Origin of the sequence: Nocardia wallacei (genome assembly GCF_029869545.1) — a bacterium.
In the GTDB taxonomy this organism is placed as follows: Bacteria; Actinomycetota; Actinomycetes; order Mycobacteriales; family Mycobacteriaceae; genus Nocardia; species Nocardia wallacei_A.
This window is the reverse complement of record NZ_JARWQD010000144.1, coordinates 1-18,793: the sequence shown is the minus strand read 5'-3', so window position 1 is coordinate 18,793 and position 18,793 is coordinate 1. Positions and strand designations below refer to the sequence as shown.

Here is an 18,793-nt window from a genome sequence, read left to right as displayed (position 1 = left end):
CGCGGCCGCGGGGGGCGCGGCGCGCCCCCCCCCGCCCCCCCCCCCCCCCCCCCCCCCCCCCCCCCCCCCCCCCCCCCCCCCCCCCCCCCCCCCCCCCCCCCCCCCCCCCCCCCCCGCCCCCCCCTTCTGGGGGCGGGGGGGGGGGGGGGGGCCCCCCCCCCCCCCCACGACCACCTTGCGCCCGTGCCCGAGCCCGCCGTCGGCGAGCGCGGCGATCGACGTGTCGCACCGCGCGGCCAGCGCCGGGGCCACCTCGTCGAGCGGATGCCCGGAGACGTACAGCCCCAGCATCTCCCGCTCGAATCCGAGCAGCTGCCGCGCATCCCACTCCTGGTCCGGTACGGGGACCTCGAATACCGCCGCGGCCTCCCGGGATTCGTCCGCGGCGTCGGAGAACAGGTCGAATTGCCCACGCGCCGCGGCCTTCTTGGTGCTCATCGCCGCCTCGACCGCCTCGCCGTGCACCAGGTACAGCCCCTTGCGCGGATGCCGCAGCGAATCGAAACCGCCCGCCTTGACCAGGGATTCGACCACCTTCTTGGTACAGGCGGTGGCGTCGACCTTGGCCAGGTAGTCGGAGAAGCTCGCGAACCGGCCCGATTCGCGGGCCCGCACAATGGATTCGACGACCGGCTCACCCACATTGCGCACGGCACCCAGCCCGAAGCGGATATCGGATCCGACGCAGGTGAAGGTGGCGGCCGAGTCGTTGACGTCCGGCGGCAGCACCCGGATGCCGCGTTTGCGGCAGTCCGCCAGGTAGATCGCCGACTTGTCCTTGTCGTCGCCGACGGAGGTGAGCAGCGCCGCCATGAATTCGGCGGGATAGTTGGCCTTGAGGTAGGCCGTCCAGTACATGACCAGGCTGTATCCGGCGGCGTGCGACTTGTTGTAGGCGTATCCGGCGAAGGGCAGCACGGCCTCCCACAGCGCGGTGATCGCGGCGTCGCTGTATCCCTTGTCGCGCATGCCCTTTCGGAAGTTCTCGAATTCCTGGGCGAGCACCTCCGGCTTCTTCTTGCCCATCGCGCGGCGCAGCAGATCCGCCTGTCCCAGTGAGTATCCGGCCACCTGCTGCGCGATCTGCATGATCTGCTCCTGATAGACGATCAGGGCGTAGGTCTCCGACAGGATCTCGCGCAGCGCCTCGTCGAGTTCGGGATGGATCGGGGTGACCGATTCCCGGCCGTTCTTGCGGTCGGCGTAGGACCAGTGCGCGCCGACGCCCATCGGTCCCGGCCGGTAGAGCGCGTTGGAGGCGATCAGGTCGTTGAATTCGGTGGGCGCCATGCGCAGCAGCAGTTCCCGCATTCCGGCCGAATCCATTTGGAACACACCGAGATTGTCGCCGCGCGACAGCATGGCGTAGGTATTCGCGTCATCCAGGGCGAGGGTGTCGAGATCGATGTCGAGGCCGCGGTTGTCGCGAATGTCGGCCAGGCAGTCGCCGATCACGGTGAGCGTGCGCAACCCCAGGAAATCCATTTTGAGCAGCCCGATGGCCTCGCACGAGGGATAGTCCCAGCCGGTGATGATCGCCCCGTCCTGCGGTCGCTTCCACAGCGGAACCACATCCATGAGCGGCTCGCTGGACAGGATCACCGCGCACGCGTGCACGCCCGCGCCGCGCACCATGCCCTCCAAACCCACTGCGGTGTCATAGATTCGGCGCGCATCCGGATCGGATTCCAGCAGCGCCCGCACCTCGGCGGCCTCGCCGTAGCGCTCGTGCGCCGGATCGGTGACGCCCGCGACCGGAATATCCTTCGCCGCGACCGCGGGTGGCAGCGCCTTGGTGATGCGATCGGCGATCGCGAATCCGGGCTGGCCGAAGTGCACCCGGGCCGCATCCTTGAGGGCGGCCTTGGTCTTGATGGTGCCGAACGTGATGACCTGCGCGACCTTGTCCGCACCCCAGCGCTCGGTGGCGTAGCGGATCATCTCGCCGCGGCGGCGGTCGTCGAAGTCGATATCGATATCGGGTGCCGACGGCCGCTCCGGATTGAGGAACCGCTCGAACAGCAGGCCGTGCTCGATCGGATCGATATTGGTGATCGCCAGCGCGTAGGCGACCAGCGAGCCCGCCGCCGATCCGCGGCCCGGCCCGACCCGGATCCCGACCTCGCGGGCGTGTGCCACCAGGTCGCCGACGACCAGGAAGTAGGCGGGAAATCCCTTGTCCCGGATGATGTCCAGCTCGAACCGCGCCCGCCGCAGATAGGTGTCGGGCACCCCGGACGGGAAGCGCCAGCGCAGGCCCGCGTCCACCTCGCGCCGCAGCCAGCTGTCCTCGGTATGGTCGTCCGGAACCGGGAACACCGGCATGCGGTCGCGGAACTCCCACACCTCGTCGTACGGATCGATGCGCTCGGCGACGGCGAGGGTGGCATCGCAGGCGCCGGGGACCTCGCCGTCCCACAGCGCGCGCATCTCGGCGGCCGACTTCAGGTAGTAGCCGTCGCCGTCGAACCGGAATCGCGTCGGATCCGACAGGGTCTTGCCGGTCTGCACGCACAGCATGGCCTCGTGCGCCGCCGCCTGCGGTCGCACGACGTAGTGACAATCGTTGGTGGCCAACGGCATCAGGCCGACCTTGTCGCCGACGGCCAGCAGATCCTCGCGGACGCGCCGCTCGATCGACAGCCCGTGGTCCATGACCTCGAGGAAGAAGTTCTCCGGGCCGAAGATCTCCCGCCACCGCCCCGCCGCCTCGTACGCGGCATCGAATTGCCCCAGCCGCAAACGGGTTTGGACCTCGCCGGACGGGCACCCGGTGGTCGCGATGATGCCCTCGGCGTATTCGGCGATCAGCTCGGCGTCCATGCGCGGCCACTTGCCGAGCTGTCCCTCGAACGACGCCAGCGACGACAGCCGGAACAGATTGCGCAGGCCCGCGGCGTTTCTCGCGAACATGGTCATGTGCAGGTAGGCGCCGGAACCGGAAACGTCGTCGGACTTCTGCGACGGATCGCCCCACCGCACCCGCTTGCCGGAGAACCGCGACTCGGGCGCGACGTAGGCCTCGATCCCGATGATCGGTTTGATACCGGCGCGCCGCGACTGGCGGAAGAACTCCGCCGCCCCGTACATGTTGCCGTGGTCGGACATCCCCACCGCGGGCATGCCCAGGCGTCCGGCCTCGTCGAACAGCGGCGCCACCTTCGCCATGCCGTCGAGCATCGAGTACTCGGTGTGGTTGTGCAGATGGACGAAGGACGCCTCACTCATCGAATCACCCTGTGCCGTCGATCGGGGTCAGCGGCCCGCCTTGGTTGTGCGGAAGGAGTCGCCGACCGTGTCGTTTTGCAGAGATATGACCAGGTGACCGGGCAGTGAGTCGAACAAGCGACACGCTAGAGTGGACAACCATCAGTTGTGTAGAGAGGTGGGTCGATGGATCTCGATCTCGCATCCGTCCGGGCGTTCGTCGCCGCGGTCGACGAGGGACAGTTCAGCCACGCCGCGGCCGTGCTCGGGCTCAGCCAGCAGGCGGTGTCCAAGCGGATCGCCAAGCTGGAGGCGCAGCTGGGCGCGGCGCTGTTCGAGCGCATCCCCACCGGGATCGCGCCCACCGCCGCCGGTGTGCGCCTGCTACCGCACGCGCGGTCGCTGCTGGCCGTGGCGGAGGCCGCGGTGGCGGCGGTGGGGGAGCAGCCGCGTCCGCTGCGGGTGGCCATTCAGGGCGAGCGGCAGGGGGCGTTCGAGCAGATGCGGTTCTATCTGGATCATCATCTCGACTCCGATACCGAGATCGTCATCTCGAACGTGTCGGTCACCTCGCGCGACATGCTCGTCACCGGGCGCGCCGACGCGGCGTTCGCCCGGCCGCACGGCGGACCGCGCCCGCTGCCACCGGACATCGCCGCCGTCCCAGCGTATCTGGATGTCGCACACCTGCTCGTGGGGAAGAATCATCGGCTCGCCCGGCGATCGGCCGTGCCGCTCGGCGAACTCGGCGGCATGACGGTGTGGATTCCGGGCGCGCGAATTCCGTCGGAATGGGCCGACTTCTACGGTGAACTGAGCGAATTCTGCGGCGTCACAATAGATACCACGCCGCGAACCGAACTGGATCCGGCTCCGGGACGGGGAGCGGGCGGCGACGGCATGGCGGCCATGCTCGACCTCATCGCCGCCTCCGACACCTTGGTCACCATCAGCGGTGACAATTTCCGCAACCCGTGGCATCCCGGTATCCGGCGGCTGCCCATCGTCGACCCGACCCCCGCCTATCCGCATGCGCTGCTGTGGTCCACGGCCAACACCCATCCGGGTCTGCCGCATCTGATCGGCTACTTCCGCGACAACTACAACGGCGACCTGGTCGCCGAATGCTGGATCCCCGAACAGGATCGCGCGGTGTTCTGCTGACGGCGAACGGTCGTTCAGCGCGGCTGCTCCAGGCCCGCGGCGTACGCCCGCAGGATGGCCGCCTCGTCGTACACGACGACCGGCCGCAGCCAGTTCTCGGCGTCGACGACCATGCGGATGGTGCGCGCCGGGCCGTCGTCGCAGCCCGGCGCCGTCGCGTCCTGGATCCGCTGCTCGTCCGATACCGGTAGCTGCCACCCACCCATCGATCCGTTCCCCTCATCCGCAAAGGTCGCGCGGTGCGACATCGACGAGCATCCGCCTTTCTGCTTTCCGGTGCCATAACGGACCCTTAACTCCCCGCGACCGGCCAGGTGGCGGGCCTGTGACGACGCCCACCGGAAAATCCCGTGGCCACGGCTCGGCGGCCTTTGTTACCCTCGCACTCGTGCATCTGTACTTTCTCTGAGAGCTCCGGGCCCGCATCCGCCTCGACGGATAGCTGACGGCCCCTCTTTCGATGTCCCGTCGCGCGATCGCGCGCATTCATCGACCTAGGCACACTCCTTTCCCGCACCGCGGATGACGTGTGCCCGGAGGAAGTCTCATGACCATCCGGATTCAGCCTGCCCGCGGGCGGGCGCAATTGACCTGTTCGGCCGTGCGCGTGCAGCGCGGTGAGCGCACCGTGCTCGACGGTGTGGACATGACCGTGTCGCCCGGTTCGCGGTGGGGCATCGTCGGCGAGAACGGGCGCGGCAAGTCCACGCTGCTGCACGTGCTCGCGGGGGAGCTGGCGCCCGACTCGGGCCACGTGCAGCGGGTAGGAACGCTGGCGCTGGCGACCCAGGAGATGCCCGACCACGACGACCGGACCGTCGGCGACGTCGTCGACGAGCATCTGGCCGCCGCCCGCGCGGCGATGGACCGGCTCGACGCGGCCACCGCGGCCCTCACCGACGAACGCCCCGGCGCCGACCGGGAATACAGCGAGGCACTGGATCTCGTGCAGCTGCTCGATGCCTGGGATGCCGATCGCCGCGTCGACGTGGCCCTGGAAGGGCTCGGGGCCGTGGCGGATCGGGATCGGCGGCTCGCCACGCTGTCGGTGGGGCAGCGGTATCGCGTGCGCCTGGCGGTGCTGCTGGCCGCCGGGGACGACTTCCTGCTGCTGGACGAGCCGACCAACCATCTCGACAGTGCCGCACTGGAATTCCTCACCGCGCGGCTGCGGGCCTGCGCCGGTGGTGTCGTGGTGGTGAGTCACGACCGAGCCCTGCTGATCGATGTGGCGGAGACGATCCTGGATCTGGATCCGACCCGCGACGGTCGGCCGCGCGTCTACGGCGGCGGGTATGCCGGATTCCGGGACGGCCGCCGTGCCGAACGCGAACGCTGGGAGGAGGAGTACAAACAGCAGCAGTCCGAGCGCACGCGGCTGGCCAACGATCTGTCCTCGGCGCAGAACCGCCTGGTCACGGGCTGGCGTCCGGACAAGGGCACCGGCAAGCACCAACGTGCCACGCGCGCAGGGTCTTTGGCGCGCGCCGTCCATCGCCGCCAGGACGAGCTGGAACGTCACCGCATCACCGCGCCGACGCCGCCGCAGCGGTTCACCATGCCCGAACTTCCGGCGCGTTCCGGGGTCACGCTGGTGCGGGCCGAGGAGGTGACGGTCGCGGGACGGCTTCCGCGCCCGGTCGGCCTGGCGCTGGATTCCGGTGACCGCCTGGTGATTACGGGCGCCAACGGCGCGGGCAAGTCGACCCTGCTGCACGTGCTCGCGGGGACGCTGGAGCCGACGACCGGGCGGGTGCATCGCGCCCGCAAGGCGCGAATTCAGCTGCTGGAGCAGGAATCCCGGCGATCGCTGCGGCGCCGGGCGCGGGAGGTCTACGACGCGTATCTGGCGCGGCTGGTGACGGCGGGACTGCTCGCCGACAGCGATATCGTCGGCCTGTCCACGCTGGGCCTGCTGTCGGCCCGCGAGGTGAACAAGCCGATCGGCGATCTGTCGATGGGCCAGCAGCGCCGCCTGGACCTGGCCTGCGCCTTGGCTTCTCGCCCCCACGCCCTGCTCTTGGACGAGCCCACCAACCACCTGTCCATCACACTGGTCGACGAACTCACCGAGGCACTACGCGCCACCGCCGCGGCCGTCGTCATCGCCACCCACGACCGCCAACTACAACGCGACGTGCAGGACTGGGCGCACCTGGACCTACAAGCACCGCAACCGACGATCGCGCGGCCCTGACCGCGGCCGGGCCGAGTGCGGATCGTCTTCGGCCGCCCCCGCTCGGGCCGTGACTACGCCGACCGGTACGCGGCAACCTTCGACACCGCCTGGCACCGCCGATTCCGTGCGCACCAGCGGCCCAGGCGTCAGTCGAGGCAGAACTCGTTGCCCTCGGGGTCGGTCATGACGATGTGGCCGAAGCTCAGTGGTGGCTCGGGGTCGTGGCGGTGCAGGCGCTTGGCGCCCAGGGCGACGAGCCGGTCGCATTCGGCCTCCAGGGCCGCCATCCGCTCGCCGCCCTGGAGCCCGGGGGCGGCGCGCACGTCGAGGTGCACGCGGTTCTTGGCGATCTTGTCCTCCGGTACCTGCTGGAAGAACAGCCGGGGGCGCTGTCCCCGCGGATCCTCGATGGCGGACCTCGTGTTGCGCTGGTCCTCGGGGACGCCGAGCCGCGCGAGGAATTCGTCCCACGCGGCCAGGGGGTCGGCGCCCGCGGGCAGGTCGACGCCGGGCGGGGCCGGGTGGATGTAGCCGAGGGCCTCGCGCCAGAACGTCGACAGCGCTGCGGGGTCGTGGGCGTCGAAGGTGATCTGGATATCGCGGCTCATCGAGTGGCTCCGTTCGTGTGTGGTTCGCGGGCATGCGGACCTGGGACGGCTGGTGGATCGCGGAGGACGGGTAGCAAGTCTGTCCGGCCGACGGCTTCACCCTGACACGACAGGCGGACAGAATCGGTCCGCTATTTCTGGCAAGGTGGGGTCATGGACGCGGCGATCGGCGACGAGCGAGGTACGACGGAGCGCGTGCTCACCCTGCTCGGGCTGCTGCAGCGGCGGGTCTGGACCGGCCCCGAACTCGCCGAACGGCTCGGCGTCACGCCGCGTACCGTGCGGCGCGATGTCGAGCGGCTGCGGACGCTGGGCTACCCGGTGCACGCCAGCCAGGGCGTCGGCGGCGGCTATCGGCTGGGCGCGGGGCAGGAGCTGCCGCCGCTGCTGCTCGACGACGAGGAGGCGATCGCCACCGCGGTCGCGTTGCTGGTCGGGGCGGGCGGCGCGGTCGCCGGCGCGGGCGATGCCGCCCTGCGCGCGCTGACGAAACTCGACCGGGTGCTGCCCGCGCGGCTGCGGCGCGAGGTGCGGGCGCTGGCCGATTCGGTGGAGTCCTTCGGTGGCGGGCGCACGCCGGTCGATCCGGAGCCGCTCATGAGGCTGGCGCGAGCCTGCCGCGACGAGGTCGAGGCCGGATTCGACTACCCCTCCGGCGGCGCGGTGCGCCCGCGGCGGGTCGAGCCCTACCGCCTGGTCGTCTCCGACCGTCGCTGGTACCTGCTCGCCTACGATCTCGACCGCGACGACTGGCGCAGCTTCCGCGTCGACCGCATGACCGCCGTGACCGCACGCACCTGGCGCTTCCGCCCGCGCCCGGCGCCCGACGCGGCGCCGTATGTACAGGAGGGCGTAGCCAGCCGCGTGTACTCCCGGCAGGCCAGCTTCCTCGTGCACGCCCCGGCGGACACCGTGCGCGCCCAGATCCCGCCCTCGGCCGCCGTCGTCCACCCGCGTGAGGGCAACAGCTGCGAAGTACGCAGCGGCGCAGACAATCTCGACGCCGTCCTCCTGCACATGACGCTGCTGGGCCACCCCTTCGAAATACTCGACCCGCCGGACCTCGTCCCGCGCTGCCGCGAACTGGCACAGCGCCTCCACGCTGCCGGTGCGGGAATCGCCACCCAGGCGGGATCCTGAGCACACCCACCAGGAAGTAGCTGGCGTGCTTCGCTTTCCCGCCATGCTTTCGGCCGGGATCACTGTCTGTTGCCGGTGGGTGTGGCGGGGGATGATGGGCTCAGAGGAGCGCACCATGGACACCACACTCTCCTTCGACATCATCACCGGGGCTCTCGATCGGGTGAGCGGGCCGGGGAAGAAGTCCGGCGTCTGGTATCGCTATCTGTGTCCGGTGCACGAAGGTGATGGGCGGCACCACAATCCGTCGCTCGGGGTGGTGTACGACCGGCACCGGCGGCGGACCGTGGTGCGCTGTTTCGCGGGCTGTTCCGACGAGGCCGTGCTCCAGCGCCTCGGGCTACGGGTACGTGATCTGTTCGATCGGCCATCCGGCCGCATCCCCTGCGCCCCGACGCGGGTCGATCGGCCGGGACTCGCCCTGGCCGACCGGGCATTGCTGGCCGCGGGCCTGCCGCTGGCGAGGCACAAGCCCGGCCTCGGACGGGCGATCGGCCGGTCCAGGGAAGTCGCGACGTATCTGTACGGGTGGCCCGACGGCCGTCCGGAGGGCCGCGTGCATCGGGTACACGCCCCGCACGAGCACGGCCGGGCCAAGTATTTCTGGCAGGAGCGCATGACCGAGAATGGCTGGCGGCGTGGTGGATTCGCGCACATTCCCTATCGGTTGCCGGAGGTCGCGGGTGCCCTCGCCGCGGGCGCGGACATCTACCTGTGCGAAGGTGAGCAGGACGTCCGGAGCGCACTGCGTACCGGCGCCGCCGCCACGACGAATGCCGGTGGCGCACACGCGTGGACCGCGGACCATGCCGCGTGGCTCCGTGGCGCGCACCGCATCTGGATCCTCGCCGACCGCGATGCCCCGGGCTACCGCCGCGCCGCCAAGGTCGCCGATTCCCTCCGCGGCGGCGTCCACCGTATCCGCATCGTGCAGGCCCGCGACGGCAACGACCTCACCGACCACCTCGCCGCAGGCCACCACCTCGACGAACTCGCCCCGGTCCCGATCCTCGACGACCACGCCCGCCGCGGGCTGCCGCTGGGGTAAGGGCAGGGACTGCGGGTGGGCCTACTCGGTGTGGACGGCTGGGCGGGTGGGGTGGTCCCAGGCGACGAGGATGTCGGGGGTGGCCGGGTGGTCGGTGCGGTGGGACAGTAGGGCATCGATGATGAAGGCTTCGGTGGGAGTGCTGGCGCGGCGCAGGGCGCCCTCCGACATGCGCAGCTCGATCGAGAGGTCGAAGCCGAGATCGCGGCCGAGCAGCATGGGGCCCGCCACGAACAGCACGGTGTCGGGTGCGGCGGATATGGTTGCGGCGCGGGCGGATCGGTCGGTGCGCTCGTCCCACAGCGCGGGCAGCCACCGCCCCCGTTCCCGCAACGCCTGCAGCACTTCGCGTTCGAGCCCCGCGTAGTCGAACCACGCTGTGCGGTAGGTCATCTCGTCGCGGCCGAATTCGAGGCGCAGCGAGGCCGGGCGGATGTAGTCGTGCAGCCCCACGACATCCGAGGAACGCCCCTGGGCCCGCAGCCGCTCGGCGACCGACCGCGCGAAGGCCACGGGATCGGCCGCGTCCGCTCCGTCCACCGCGACGACGGCCCGTCCCGGCATCCGCACGGCGCGCTCCGCGACAAGGTCCACCAGCCCCTCGGCGGTGATCGGCACAAACCCGGGCATCCGATCATGATGCACGGTCCGCCGCAGACCCCGGCAAGGAGGTAGGGCACTGCCACTCCGCACCGGAAAGTCCTCCCGGAATGCCCGGATAGGCATACTCGGCCCACCCGCCCCCGACCTGAGCGGGCTGGCGCGGCACTGAGGTCAGGCCGCCCCCGTGCCCGGCACGGGATCGGAGGCCGGGCCGACCCAGGTGGTGAGGGCCTCGGCCAGTCCGTCCGCCCCCGGCTCCGCCGTCACCCAGGCCGCGTAACCGTCGGGGCGGATGAGGACGGCGGCGGGAATCGCGATCTCGCCGACGCCGGGGATCGACCAATGATCGTCGCGGGTTCGGGCGGCGACGATATCGAGGCGGTCGCTCCACTGCGGGACCGCCGGGATCCGGGTTCCGTTGAGGCTCAGCAGGATCGGGCGGCCGGTGCGCAGCAGCGCACAGACCCGGGTGTCGCCGTCGGCGGTGGCGAGGTCCGCGTCGGGGACGCGCCGACCGGCGAGTGGATGATCGCCCGCGGTGTCGTAGCGGATGTCCAGCGCCGTGATCATGAGGCCGAGCCGATGCCGCACCACGTCCATCGCGATGAGATCGCTCATGATGTCGCGCAGCGCGTCGGTATGCGGCCCGGAGCGGGACAGCGACGTCTGCGCCCGGGTGTTGTGCAGCACGCGCGCCGCGACGGGATGGCGTTCACTCTCGTAGGTGTCCAGCAGTCCCTCGCAGGCGTCGCCGCGCACGGCCGCCGCGAGCTTCCAGCCCAGGTTTGCCGCGTCCTGCACACCCAGGTTCAGCCCCTGGCCACCGGCCGGGTAGTGGATGTGGGCGGCGTCCCCGGCCAGGAAGACCCGCCCGTCGCGATACCGGTCCGCCTGGCGCGCGGCGTCGCCGTAGTGCGACACCCAGCGCGGGCTGTGCATGCCGAAGTCGGTGCCCGCGATCTCGGCGAAGTGGGCGCGGAAATCGTCGAAGGTCAGCTCCGTGCCCCGTTCCGGGACCAGGTCGTGCCGCTGCACCACCAGGCGGTACCAGCCGGGCTGGAACTGCACCGCCGAGAAGTCACCGGCACCCCGCCGATGCGCGAAGAACGGTTCGGCGGGCGGATCGGCCAGTTCGACGTCGGCGAGCATGCCGCACATGGTGATGTCGGTCCCGGGAAACCCGATGCCGGACAGCTTGCGCACCGCACTGCGCGCGCCGTCGCAGCCGACGAGATACGAGGCGCGAATGCGACGGCCGCTCCCCGCGCCGCCGACGGCGACCGTCACGCCCGCATCGTCCTGCCGGAAGCCGATGACAGGCGAGCCCCAGTGCACCGGCGCACCCAGTTCGGTTGCGCGCCGGTCCAATTCACGCTCGATCACCGATTGCAGTACGGCGAGCACGTAAGGGCGGCGGGTGGAGAAGTCGCCGAAATCCAGTGGCAGCCCGGCGAAATGCCCGGCCTGCAGCGGACGACCCTGCGGCAGTAGGCCATCCAGCAGCCCCCGCTGGTCGAGGATCTCCATCGTGCGGGCATGGATTCCCCCGGCCCGGGATTCGCCCGTGCGCTCCGCGAGCCCGTCCACCACGACCACGCCGACCCCCGCGAGCCGCAGCTCACACGCCAGCATCAGCCCGGTCGGGCCGCCACCGGCGATCACCACGTCCGTCGATTCCATAGTCCGCTCCCTTAACACCGTTCTATGCAATTTAACGATGTTAAGGACAGCAGAATGTTGTTAAGGTGTCAAGGCGGTGCAGACACGAAGGAGGTGGACGGTGAAGCTCGATACGCCCGCGATCGCGGAGGCCGCGCTCGGACTGCTGGACGAGGTCGGCCTGGACGGACTGACGATGCGCAAGGTGGCCACCGCCCTGGATGTGCAGGCCCCCGCGCTGTACTGGCACGTCAAGAACAAGCGCGAGCTGCTCGACGCGATGGCCCGGGCCGTGTTCGTCTCCGCCGTCACCGGAGTCGAGGCGCCGCGGCAGGGCGAGGACTGGCAGGACTGGGTGATCGCGCTGGCGGGACGGCTGCGGCACGCGATGCTGCGCTACCGGGACGGGGGAAAGGTGCTCGCGGGCACCTACGTCAGCGACGAAATCATGTACCGCACAGTGGAACTGACATTGCGAACGCTCGAGGACGCGGGCTTCGAGGCAGCCGACGCCGAGCGGGTCTTCCCGATCCTGCTGCACTACACCGTCGGCTTCGTCATCGAGGAACAGGCCCGCACCGGCACCGAATACGCCGACGGCAATCCCTACGAGCCCGAGAACATCCGGCGCACCGTGGATTCCGGCCGATACCCGCGCACCGCGCGCATGCTGGGCGGACTGTTCCCGTCGGACTTCGACGCCGAATTCGACCACGGTCTGCGTGTCATCCTCGCCGGAATCCACGCCACCCGCACCGGCGGCTGATTCGAGGTCGCGGTGAGCCGCGAGCCGTGCGCCGTTCGCCATTGTTTAACCTGAGCTGGATCAATTCCGGAAGGACGGTTGATGGCGACGATCGAAGAGGCCCTCGAGATCGAGCGGCTCGAGCGGGACATCTTCCGTGGCGCGTCCACGAAGACCCAGCTGCCGCGCACGTTCGGCGGGCAGGTTGCCGGGCAGGCGCTGGTGTCCGCGGTGCGCACGGTGGAGCCGCACTACCAGGTGCACTCCCTGCACGGCTATTTCCTGCGGCCGGGCAACCCGCAGGAGCGCACGGTGTTCCTGGTCGAGCGCATTCGCGACGGCCGGTCCTTCTGCACCCGCCGGGTCACCGGTGTCCAGAACGGCGAGGCGATCTTCACGATGTCGGCGTCGTTCCACGTCGGCGACGCGGGCCCGGAACATCAGGACGAGATGCCGAAAGTCCCACCGCCGCACGAACTTCCCGACGCCCGCACCTCCATGAGCCCCGAGCGCCTGTGGGCCATGCGCGAATGGGAGCACTGGGATATCCGCACCATCCCGCAGGAGCAGGTGGCCCGCAAGACCGGCCTGGCCGCCCAGCAGCAGGTGTGGTTCCGCTACCGGCATCCGCTGCCCGACGATCCGCTGTTCCACGTCTGCACGCTCGCCTATATGAGCGATATGACGCTGCTGGGCTCGTCGAAGGTCATCCACCCCGACGAGCCGACGCAGAACGCCTCGCTCGACCACGCCATGTGGTTCCTGCGCCCGTTCCGCGCCGACGACTGGCTGCTCTACGACCAGGCCTCGCCCTCGGCCGGATTCGGGCGCGCGCTGACCGGCGGGCGGATCTTCAACCAGGAGGGTCAGCTGGTCGCGGCCGTGGTGCAGGAAGGGCTCATCCGCACGCTGCGGGAGTCCTGACACCGGCCCCGGTTTGGGAGCGGGTGCGAAGGGTAGCCGATCGATAGCCGCCATGCCGGTTCCTGCTGTCCGTTTGCCGCGGATCCGGGGATCGGTGGACCCTCGACGGGAGGAGGCTGCGATGGTCGACGTCTTCATCGTCGACGATCACGAAATCGTTCGGCGCGGTCTGCGCGATCTCATCGATGAGGCGACCGATCTCACGCTGGTCGGAGAGGCGGGAACCTGCGCCGAGGCCCGCGCCCGGGTACCGGCGGCCCGGCCGCAGGTCGTCCTGCTCGATGTCCGATTGCCCGACGGTAGCGGTGACGAGCTGTGCCGGGATCTGCTGGCCGCCGTGCCCGGCGTGCGCTGCCTGATGCTCACCGCCTTCGCCGACGAGCCGTCGATGATCGGCGCGGTACTCGCCGGGGCGTCCGGCTACCTGGTCAAGGACGTGCGCGGCCCGGAGCTGCTCGAGGCCGTCCGGCAGGTGGCGGCGGGACATTCGCTGCTGGATTCCCGGGCCACGGCCGCGGTGATGGCCGCGCTGCGCGCGCAGGCCGAATGGGCCGGAGGCCCGCTCGCCGATCTCACCGACCGCGAGCGGACCGTGCTGGGACTGCTGGGCCGCGGCATGACCAACCGCCAGATCGCGCAGCGCATGTACCTGTCGGAGAAGACGGTCAAGAATTACGTATCGCGCGTGCTGCGCAAGCTCGACGTGCAGGGCCGCACCGAGGCGGCGGTGCTCGCCGCCCGGATGGGACTGGTGCACACCCGCGACGGGTGAACTCAGCCCGCGTCGAGGACGTCGGCGACGGCGCGGCGCGGCGTGGTGGGCAGCGGGGGAGTGTTGGCCGGGACCCAGCCGATCCGCACCATGGTCTGCGCGAACGCGCAATCGTGCAGCACCGAGCGCCGGATCTCGTGCCGCAGGTCCTGCATACCGAGCGGTTCGGTCTGGATGCAGGTGGACAGGCCGAGGTCGGTCGCCGTGAGCAGCAGCGCGCTGGTCGCCTCGCCCGCCGAGAGCTGGAACCGTCGCCCGTCGGCGGCGGTGCAGACCACCAGCCATTCCGCCGCGTCGGTGCTGGCATTGGCGTCGTGCAGGACCGGATCGGCGAACAGCCGGCTCGGAATCTCGTCCGCCAGCCGCGGCGGTGGGGTATTGCGGGCGGGAACCCCGTCGGGTGTGCCGTGCCGACCGCTCCACGCGGCGAGCTCCCGTAGGTAGTCGGGATCCTCGGCATGGCGGTCCGAGGCGCGGCGCATGGATTCGGCCAGTCGCGCCCGCAGGCCGCCGGGGACGTGCCGGACCGCCGCGCCGAATCGGTTGGCGTTGCGCGATACCGTCCGGATGTACCCGGGCGGGACCTGCCAGTCCGCGTAGCGGCGGCGATCGCTCTGGCGCAGCAGGATCGCGGCGGTCATCTCGATATCGGCGTCCGTCGGCTGCCGCGGTACCGTCTCGATCACGGCCAGCAGGTCGGGGCGCTGCGGATCGGGAAGCCGGGTGACCGCCGGCGCCCACCCCAGCCCGGCCAGCGCCACACGCAGATGATGCAGTGCCGCACCGCAGCTCACCACCAGTGCGCGCCGCTGCGGATCGGTGCACGGCAGGTGCCGGTCCGGATCGGCCCACAGTTCGATGTGATCGCCGGTGACCCGCCACAACCACGGCTGGGTGTTGTGGACCGAGGGTGCACGGACCGCCATGCCGAGGGCGACCTCGAGGGTGTCGGCGTCGGGCAGGGTAGGAGCCATGCGGCGGCCGGTCCTTCCATATCGAAATGTAGCTGCCTCAGCCAGATTGCCCGCGGGCGCGTGGCGCGGCAGTGGGAGGAAGGTCCCGAAAACCGGGGCCGGTGGGCCCGCCCCGGCGCCGTTACGCCGTCTGCACGCGCAGGTGGCACACCACCGTATCGGGCAGCCGCCGCAACCGGCGCTCGAGCTCGTCACTGCGATGGCTCGGCAGCAGCCGGTCCCAGCCGGTCGGCGGGTCCACCTCCGCGATCAGCACCACCTTGCGCCGGCCCTCGAAGTTGTCGCGCACGTAGCGGGCCACCGGCCCGCCGACCTTGCAGTCACCGGCGTCGATGATCTCCAGCGGCACATCCGGATGCCATGCCTCCCACGCCTTGGTGAACACGGTGGTGTTCTCCTCGGGCAGGCAGACGTGCACCGCGACCACATCGTGCCCCAGCGACAGGGCCGCCGACAGCGCCTCGCGGCTCAGCTCCGACACCTCCGACACCGGCACCACGATCACGGTGCCGGTCGGTTGCGGCCGCGCGGGCACGCAGCCGGTGCCGCGCCGGTGGTCGATCTTGCGGTAGGTGCGGCGGATCCGTTCCATGACCAGCACGAGCAGCGGCAGCACCAGCACGATCAGCCAGGCACCCTCGGTGAATTTCATCGCGGTGGTCACGATCGCCGCGACGAACGTCAGCAGCGCGCCGAATCCGTTGAGCGCCGATCGCCACCCGCCGCCACCGTTGCGGCGCCAGTGCACCACCATGCCGACCTGGGCGATGGTGAAGCCGACGAAGACGCCGATCGCGAACAGCGGCACCAGCGCGTTCATATTGCCGCCCGAGGCGATCAGCAGCACCGCCGCCGAAACGCCCAGCGCCACAACGCCGTAGCGGTACACCAGCCGCGGGGTGGCGACGGCGAACCGGTGCGGCAGGCAGTTGTCGTCGGCCAGGATCTTGGTCAGCGTCGGCAGTCCGCCGTAGGAGGTGTTGGCGGCCAGCGCCAGCAGCGCCACGGTCGCGAATTGCACGACGTAGTAACCGATTCCGTGGCCGAGCGCGGCCTCGGTCAGTTGCGACAGCACCGTGGTGCCCTCGATCGGGTGCAGGGAGAACTTGCCGATCAGCGTCGCCAGGCCGAGGAGCATCGCGCCCAGCAGCACGCCCAGCGCCACCTCGGCGCGCTGCGCCCGGCGCACCCGCGGCCGTTCGAAGCTGGGCACGGCGTTCGCGATCGCCTCGACGCCGGTCAGCGCGGCGCACCCGCTGGAGAATGCCTTGAGCAGCAACAGAACTCCGATCCCGCGCGCGTCGGTCGCCACGGCCGCCCCGGTTTCGGTGAGCGCCGGTTCCGACCGCACCAACCCGGCCACGATCACCACCAGGATGCCGATCACGAACACGACGGTCGGGGCCATGAACGCCCGCGCGCTCTCTCGGATCCCGGCCAGGTTCAAGGCCGTGACCCCGGCCAGCACGGCCAGGCAGATCCACACCGTGTACGGCAGCAGCTGCGGGAACGCCGAGGTCAGTGCCGCGGTTCCGGCGGCCAGCGACACCGCCACATTGAGCACGTAGTCCACGATCAGCGAGGCCGCGGCCACCAGGCCGGTGCGGTGCCCGAGATGCTTCCTGGCCACCGCGTAGGCGCCGCCGCCGTCGGGGAACGCGGCGATCACCTGGCGGTAGGAGGCGATGAGCACGGCGAGCAATACGACGATCGCCGCGGTCACCGGCAGCGTCATGCCGAGTCCGGCACTGCCCGCGGCGGCGAGCACGAGCACGATCGCCTCGGGCCCGTAGGACACCGACGCCATCGCGTCGAGGGACAATCCGGCCAGGCCGGTGGAAACGGTGAGCCCGCGCCGCGGGGCCGCGGGACGGGCGACCGCGGGCTCAGGTTTCGGCAGTACTTCGGTCACAGCTCCGCCTCGCTGGCGTTCGGCTCCGCCGTGACCGACGGTGCTGTGCCGATCGTTCTCTCGCTGCGCTCGCTCACACCGCGAGTGTTCCTCCGGGCTGGTCGAGCGAACAGTTTCCTTGCGGAACCTTGACGGACGGGTGAGCAGGCACACATCCGCCCCGGCCGCGAGCTGGGCCGCGGCCGCCGGCTCGTATGCTCGAGTCGTGAGACCGACGATTGGCGTGCTGGCGCTGCAGGGCGATGTGCGCGAGCATTTCCACGCGCTCGAGGCCTGCGGGGCCGATCCGGTGAACGTGCGCCGCGAGTCCGAGCTGGCCGCCGTCGACGCGCTCGTGCTCCCCGGCGGCGAGTCCACCGCGATCAGCAAGCTGCTGGAGGTGTTCGGCCTGCTGGAGCCGCTGCGGCAGCGGCTGCGCGAGGGCATGCCCGCGTTCGGCTCCTGCGCCGGGATGATCCTGCTGGCCCGCGAGGTGCTCGACACCCGGCCCGATGCGCAGTCGCTGTCCGGCATCGATATGACGGTGCGGCGCAACGCCTTCGGACGGCAGGTCGACTCGTTCGAGACCGATCTGGACTTCACCGGGCTCGACGACGGCCCGGTGCGCGCGGTGTTCATCCGCGCCCCGTGGGTCGAGCGTGTCGGCGACGGCGTCGAGGTGCTGGCGCAGGTACCGTCTGGTCCGGCGCGGGGCAGGGTCGTCGCGGTGCGTCAGGGCGGCGTGCTGGCCACCTCCTTCCATCCGGAGGTGACCGGCGATCTGCGGGTGCACCGGATGTTCGTCGACTCCGTGCGGGAGCGCGCGACCGTGTGACCGGCCCGCGTGGCGCACAGACGCCGCAACCGTCCAGTTGAGACAGGAGGGCAGGGCAGTAGACTGATGCGGTTTTACTGCCTCGACCCGAGCACATCGACCTGAAGGAAGTAGGGAATGAGCGGCCACTCCAAATGGGCCACCACCAAGCACAAGAAAGCCGCCCTCGATGCCAAGCGCGGCAAACTGTTCGCGAAGCTGATCAAGAACATCGAGGTGGCGGCCCGGACCGGCGGTGGTGACCCCGAGGGCAATCCGACGCTGTTCGACGCCATCACCAAGGCGAAGAAGAACTCGGTGCCGCTGGACAACATCGAGCGGGCCCGCAAGCGCGGCGGCGGCGAAGAGGCCGGTGGTGCCGACTGGCAGACCATCATGTACGAGGGCTACGGCCCCAACGGCGTCGCGGTGCTGGTCGAATGTCTCACCGACAACCGCAACCGGGCCGCGGGCGAGGTCCGCGTCGCGATGACGCGCAACGGCGGGAACATGGCCGATCCGGGATCGGTGTCCTACCTGTTCAGCCGCAAGGGCGTGGTCATCCTCGAGAAGAACGGTCTGTCCGAGGACGACGTGCTGGCCGCCGTGCTCGACGCCGGCGCCGAGGAGGTCAACGATCTCGGCGAGTCGTTCGAGATCATCAGCGAGCCCGGGGATCTGGTGGCGGTGCGCACCGCGCTGCAGTCCGCCGGGATCGACTACGAGTCCGCCGACTCCGGCTTCCAGCCCTCGACCACCGTCGCGGTCGACGCCGACGGCGCCCGCAAGGTCTTCAAGCTCGTCGACGCCCTGGAGGACAGCGACGACGTGCAGAACGTGTACACCAACGTCGACGTCTCCGACGAAATCCTCGCCGAACTCGACGCATAGGTCTCTACGAAGGCCGCCCCCCGCAGGGGCGGCCGTCGCCGTCTCACCCGGGGTACTGCGGGTGTTGGTCGGGGAGAGGATGAAATGCCGGTCGTTACCGGTCAACTCGGCCTCGGTGAGGGCGAGCACGGCGAACAGCCCGCCGAGGAAACGGCCCTCGTTGTCCCCGCACAC

The 18,793-nt window shown here is 70.4% G+C and carries 16 protein-coding genes; 9 read left to right on the top strand and 7 right to left on the bottom strand.

Annotated elements, in window-relative coordinates:
- Positions 1 to 3,228, bottom strand: a 3,228-nt coding sequence (gene dnaE / locus QH290_RS11575; protein WP_280382836.1) for a DNA polymerase III subunit alpha, incomplete at its 3' end; no start/stop codon positions are given.
- A gap of 165 nt (positions 3,229 to 3,393) precedes the next feature.
- Between dnaE and QH290_RS11570 the strand changes: the two genes are divergently transcribed.
- The gene (locus tag QH290_RS11570; protein ID WP_280382835.1) at positions 3,394 to 4,371 is read left to right on the top strand and encodes a LysR family transcriptional regulator; all 978 of its coding nucleotides are present in this window, start codon (positions 3,394 to 3,396) and stop codon (positions 4,369 to 4,371) included.
- A 14-nt stretch (positions 4,372 to 4,385) separates the two neighbouring features.
- Here QH290_RS11570 and QH290_RS11565 read toward each other — a convergent pair whose 3' ends face one another.
- Complete coding sequence (locus QH290_RS11565; protein ID WP_280266102.1) at positions 4,386 to 4,577, bottom strand: hypothetical protein; 192 nt, start codon at positions 4,575 to 4,577, stop codon at positions 4,386 to 4,388.
- Positions 4,578 to 4,918: 341 nt separating this feature from the next.
- Here QH290_RS11565 and QH290_RS11560 point away from each other — a divergent pair, with 341 nt between their 5' ends.
- Complete coding sequence (locus QH290_RS11560; protein ID WP_280382834.1) at positions 4,919 to 6,568, top strand: ABC-F family ATP-binding cassette domain-containing protein; 1,650 nt, start codon at positions 4,919 to 4,921, stop codon at positions 6,566 to 6,568.
- 128 nt (positions 6,569 to 6,696) lie between these two features.
- Here QH290_RS11560 and QH290_RS11555 read toward each other — a convergent pair whose 3' ends face one another.
- On the bottom strand, positions 6,697 to 7,158 hold the full coding sequence (locus QH290_RS11555) for a VOC family protein (RefSeq protein WP_280266100.1): 462 nt from the start codon (positions 7,156 to 7,158) through the stop codon (positions 6,697 to 6,699).
- A 153-nt stretch (positions 7,159 to 7,311) separates the two neighbouring features.
- Here QH290_RS11555 and QH290_RS11550 point away from each other — a divergent pair, with 153 nt between their 5' ends.
- Complete coding sequence (locus QH290_RS11550) at positions 7,312 to 8,298, top strand: helix-turn-helix transcriptional regulator (protein ID WP_280382833.1); 987 nt, start codon at positions 7,312 to 7,314, stop codon at positions 8,296 to 8,298.
- 115 nt (positions 8,299 to 8,413) lie between these two features.
- A complete protein-coding gene (locus QH290_RS11545) occupies positions 8,414 to 9,346 on the top strand; it encodes a toprim domain-containing protein (RefSeq protein WP_280382832.1) in 933 nt (310 codons plus the stop codon).
- Positions 9,347 to 9,367: 21 nt separating this feature from the next.
- On the opposite strand, the gene QH290_RS11540 is transcribed toward QH290_RS11545, so the two are convergent.
- Positions 9,368 to 9,976: a nucleoside/nucleotide kinase family protein gene (locus QH290_RS11540; protein WP_280382831.1), complete on the bottom strand. Its 609-nt coding sequence runs from the start codon at positions 9,974 to 9,976 to the stop codon at positions 9,368 to 9,370.
- Between the two features lie 144 nt (positions 9,977 to 10,120).
- Positions 10,121 to 11,629: an FAD-dependent monooxygenase gene (locus QH290_RS11535; protein WP_280382830.1), complete on the bottom strand. Its 1,509-nt coding sequence runs from the start codon at positions 11,627 to 11,629 to the stop codon at positions 10,121 to 10,123.
- Positions 11,630 to 11,729: 100 nt separating this feature from the next.
- Between QH290_RS11535 and QH290_RS11530 the strand changes: the two genes are divergently transcribed.
- From QH290_RS11530 to QH290_RS11520, 3 genes are all read left to right on the top strand, one after another.
- Positions 11,730 to 12,374 (top strand): TetR/AcrR family transcriptional regulator C-terminal domain-containing protein, encoded by a 645-nt coding sequence (locus tag QH290_RS11530; protein WP_280382829.1) that lies wholly within the window; start codon positions 11,730 to 11,732, stop codon positions 12,372 to 12,374.
- Between the two features lie 81 nt (positions 12,375 to 12,455).
- On the top strand, positions 12,456 to 13,277 hold the full coding sequence (locus QH290_RS11525) for an acyl-CoA thioesterase (protein WP_280266094.1): 822 nt from the start codon (positions 12,456 to 12,458) through the stop codon (positions 13,275 to 13,277).
- Positions 13,278 to 13,398: 121 nt separating this feature from the next.
- Positions 13,399 to 14,049 (top strand): response regulator, encoded by a 651-nt coding sequence (locus QH290_RS11520; protein ID WP_280266093.1) that lies wholly within the window; start codon positions 13,399 to 13,401, stop codon positions 14,047 to 14,049.
- A 2-nt stretch (positions 14,050 to 14,051) separates the two neighbouring features.
- On the opposite strand, the gene QH290_RS11515 is transcribed toward QH290_RS11520, so the two are convergent.
- Both QH290_RS11515 and QH290_RS11510 read right to left on the bottom strand, forming a co-directional pair.
- Positions 14,052 to 15,023: an Acg family FMN-binding oxidoreductase gene (locus QH290_RS11515; RefSeq protein ID WP_280382828.1), complete on the bottom strand. Its 972-nt coding sequence runs from the start codon at positions 15,021 to 15,023 to the stop codon at positions 14,052 to 14,054.
- Between the two features lie 121 nt (positions 15,024 to 15,144).
- Positions 15,145 to 16,830 (bottom strand): APC family permease, encoded by a 1,686-nt coding sequence (locus tag QH290_RS11510; protein ID WP_280382837.1) that lies wholly within the window; start codon positions 16,828 to 16,830, stop codon positions 15,145 to 15,147.
- A gap of 310 nt (positions 16,831 to 17,140) precedes the next feature.
- Between QH290_RS11510 and pdxT the strand changes: the two genes are divergently transcribed.
- The gene (gene pdxT / locus QH290_RS11505; RefSeq protein ID WP_280266091.1) at positions 17,141 to 17,749 is read left to right on the top strand and encodes a pyridoxal 5'-phosphate synthase glutaminase subunit PdxT; all 609 of its coding nucleotides are present in this window, start codon (positions 17,141 to 17,143) and stop codon (positions 17,747 to 17,749) included.
- Positions 17,750 to 17,866: 117 nt separating this feature from the next.
- The gene (locus tag QH290_RS11500; protein ID WP_280266090.1) at positions 17,867 to 18,619 is read left to right on the top strand and encodes a YebC/PmpR family DNA-binding transcriptional regulator; all 753 of its coding nucleotides are present in this window, start codon (positions 17,867 to 17,869) and stop codon (positions 18,617 to 18,619) included.
- Positions 18,620 to 18,793 lie beyond the last annotated feature (174 nt).

Bases quoted from the DNA above. Each gene is read 5' to 3' on its own strand.
- QH290_RS11570 (WP_280382835.1), top strand. From the start codon at position 3,394: ATGGATCTCGATCTCGCATCCGTCCGGGCGTTCGTCGCCGCGGTCGAC.
- QH290_RS11565 (WP_280266102.1), bottom strand. From the start codon at position 4,577: ATGGGTGGGTGGCAGCTACCGGTATCGGACGAGCAGCGGATCCAGGAC.
- QH290_RS11560 (WP_280382834.1), top strand. From the start codon at position 4,919: ATGACCATCCGGATTCAGCCTGCCCGCGGGCGGGCGCAATTGACCTGT.
- QH290_RS11555 (WP_280266100.1), bottom strand. From the start codon at position 7,158: ATGAGCCGCGATATCCAGATCACCTTCGACGCCCACGACCCCGCAGCG.
- QH290_RS11550 (WP_280382833.1), top strand. From the start codon at position 7,312: ATGGACGCGGCGATCGGCGACGAGCGAGGTACGACGGAGCGCGTGCTC.
- QH290_RS11545 (WP_280382832.1), top strand. From the start codon at position 8,414: ATGGACACCACACTCTCCTTCGACATCATCACCGGGGCTCTCGATCGG.
- QH290_RS11540 (WP_280382831.1), bottom strand. From the start codon at position 9,976: ATGCCCGGGTTTGTGCCGATCACCGCCGAGGGGCTGGTGGACCTTGTC.
- QH290_RS11535 (WP_280382830.1), bottom strand. From the start codon at position 11,629: ATGGAATCGACGGACGTGGTGATCGCCGGTGGCGGCCCGACCGGGCTG.
- QH290_RS11525 (WP_280266094.1), top strand. From the start codon at position 12,456: ATGGCGACGATCGAAGAGGCCCTCGAGATCGAGCGGCTCGAGCGGGAC.
- QH290_RS11520 (WP_280266093.1), top strand. From the start codon at position 13,399: ATGGTCGACGTCTTCATCGTCGACGATCACGAAATCGTTCGGCGCGGT.
- QH290_RS11515 (WP_280382828.1), bottom strand. From the start codon at position 15,023: ATGGCTCCTACCCTGCCCGACGCCGACACCCTCGAGGTCGCCCTCGGC.
- QH290_RS11510 (WP_280382837.1), bottom strand. From the start codon at position 16,830: ATGGCGTCGGTGTCCTACGGGCCCGAGGCGATCGTGCTCGTGCTCGCC.
- QH290_RS11500 (WP_280266090.1), top strand. From the start codon at position 17,867: ATGAGCGGCCACTCCAAATGGGCCACCACCAAGCACAAGAAAGCCGCC.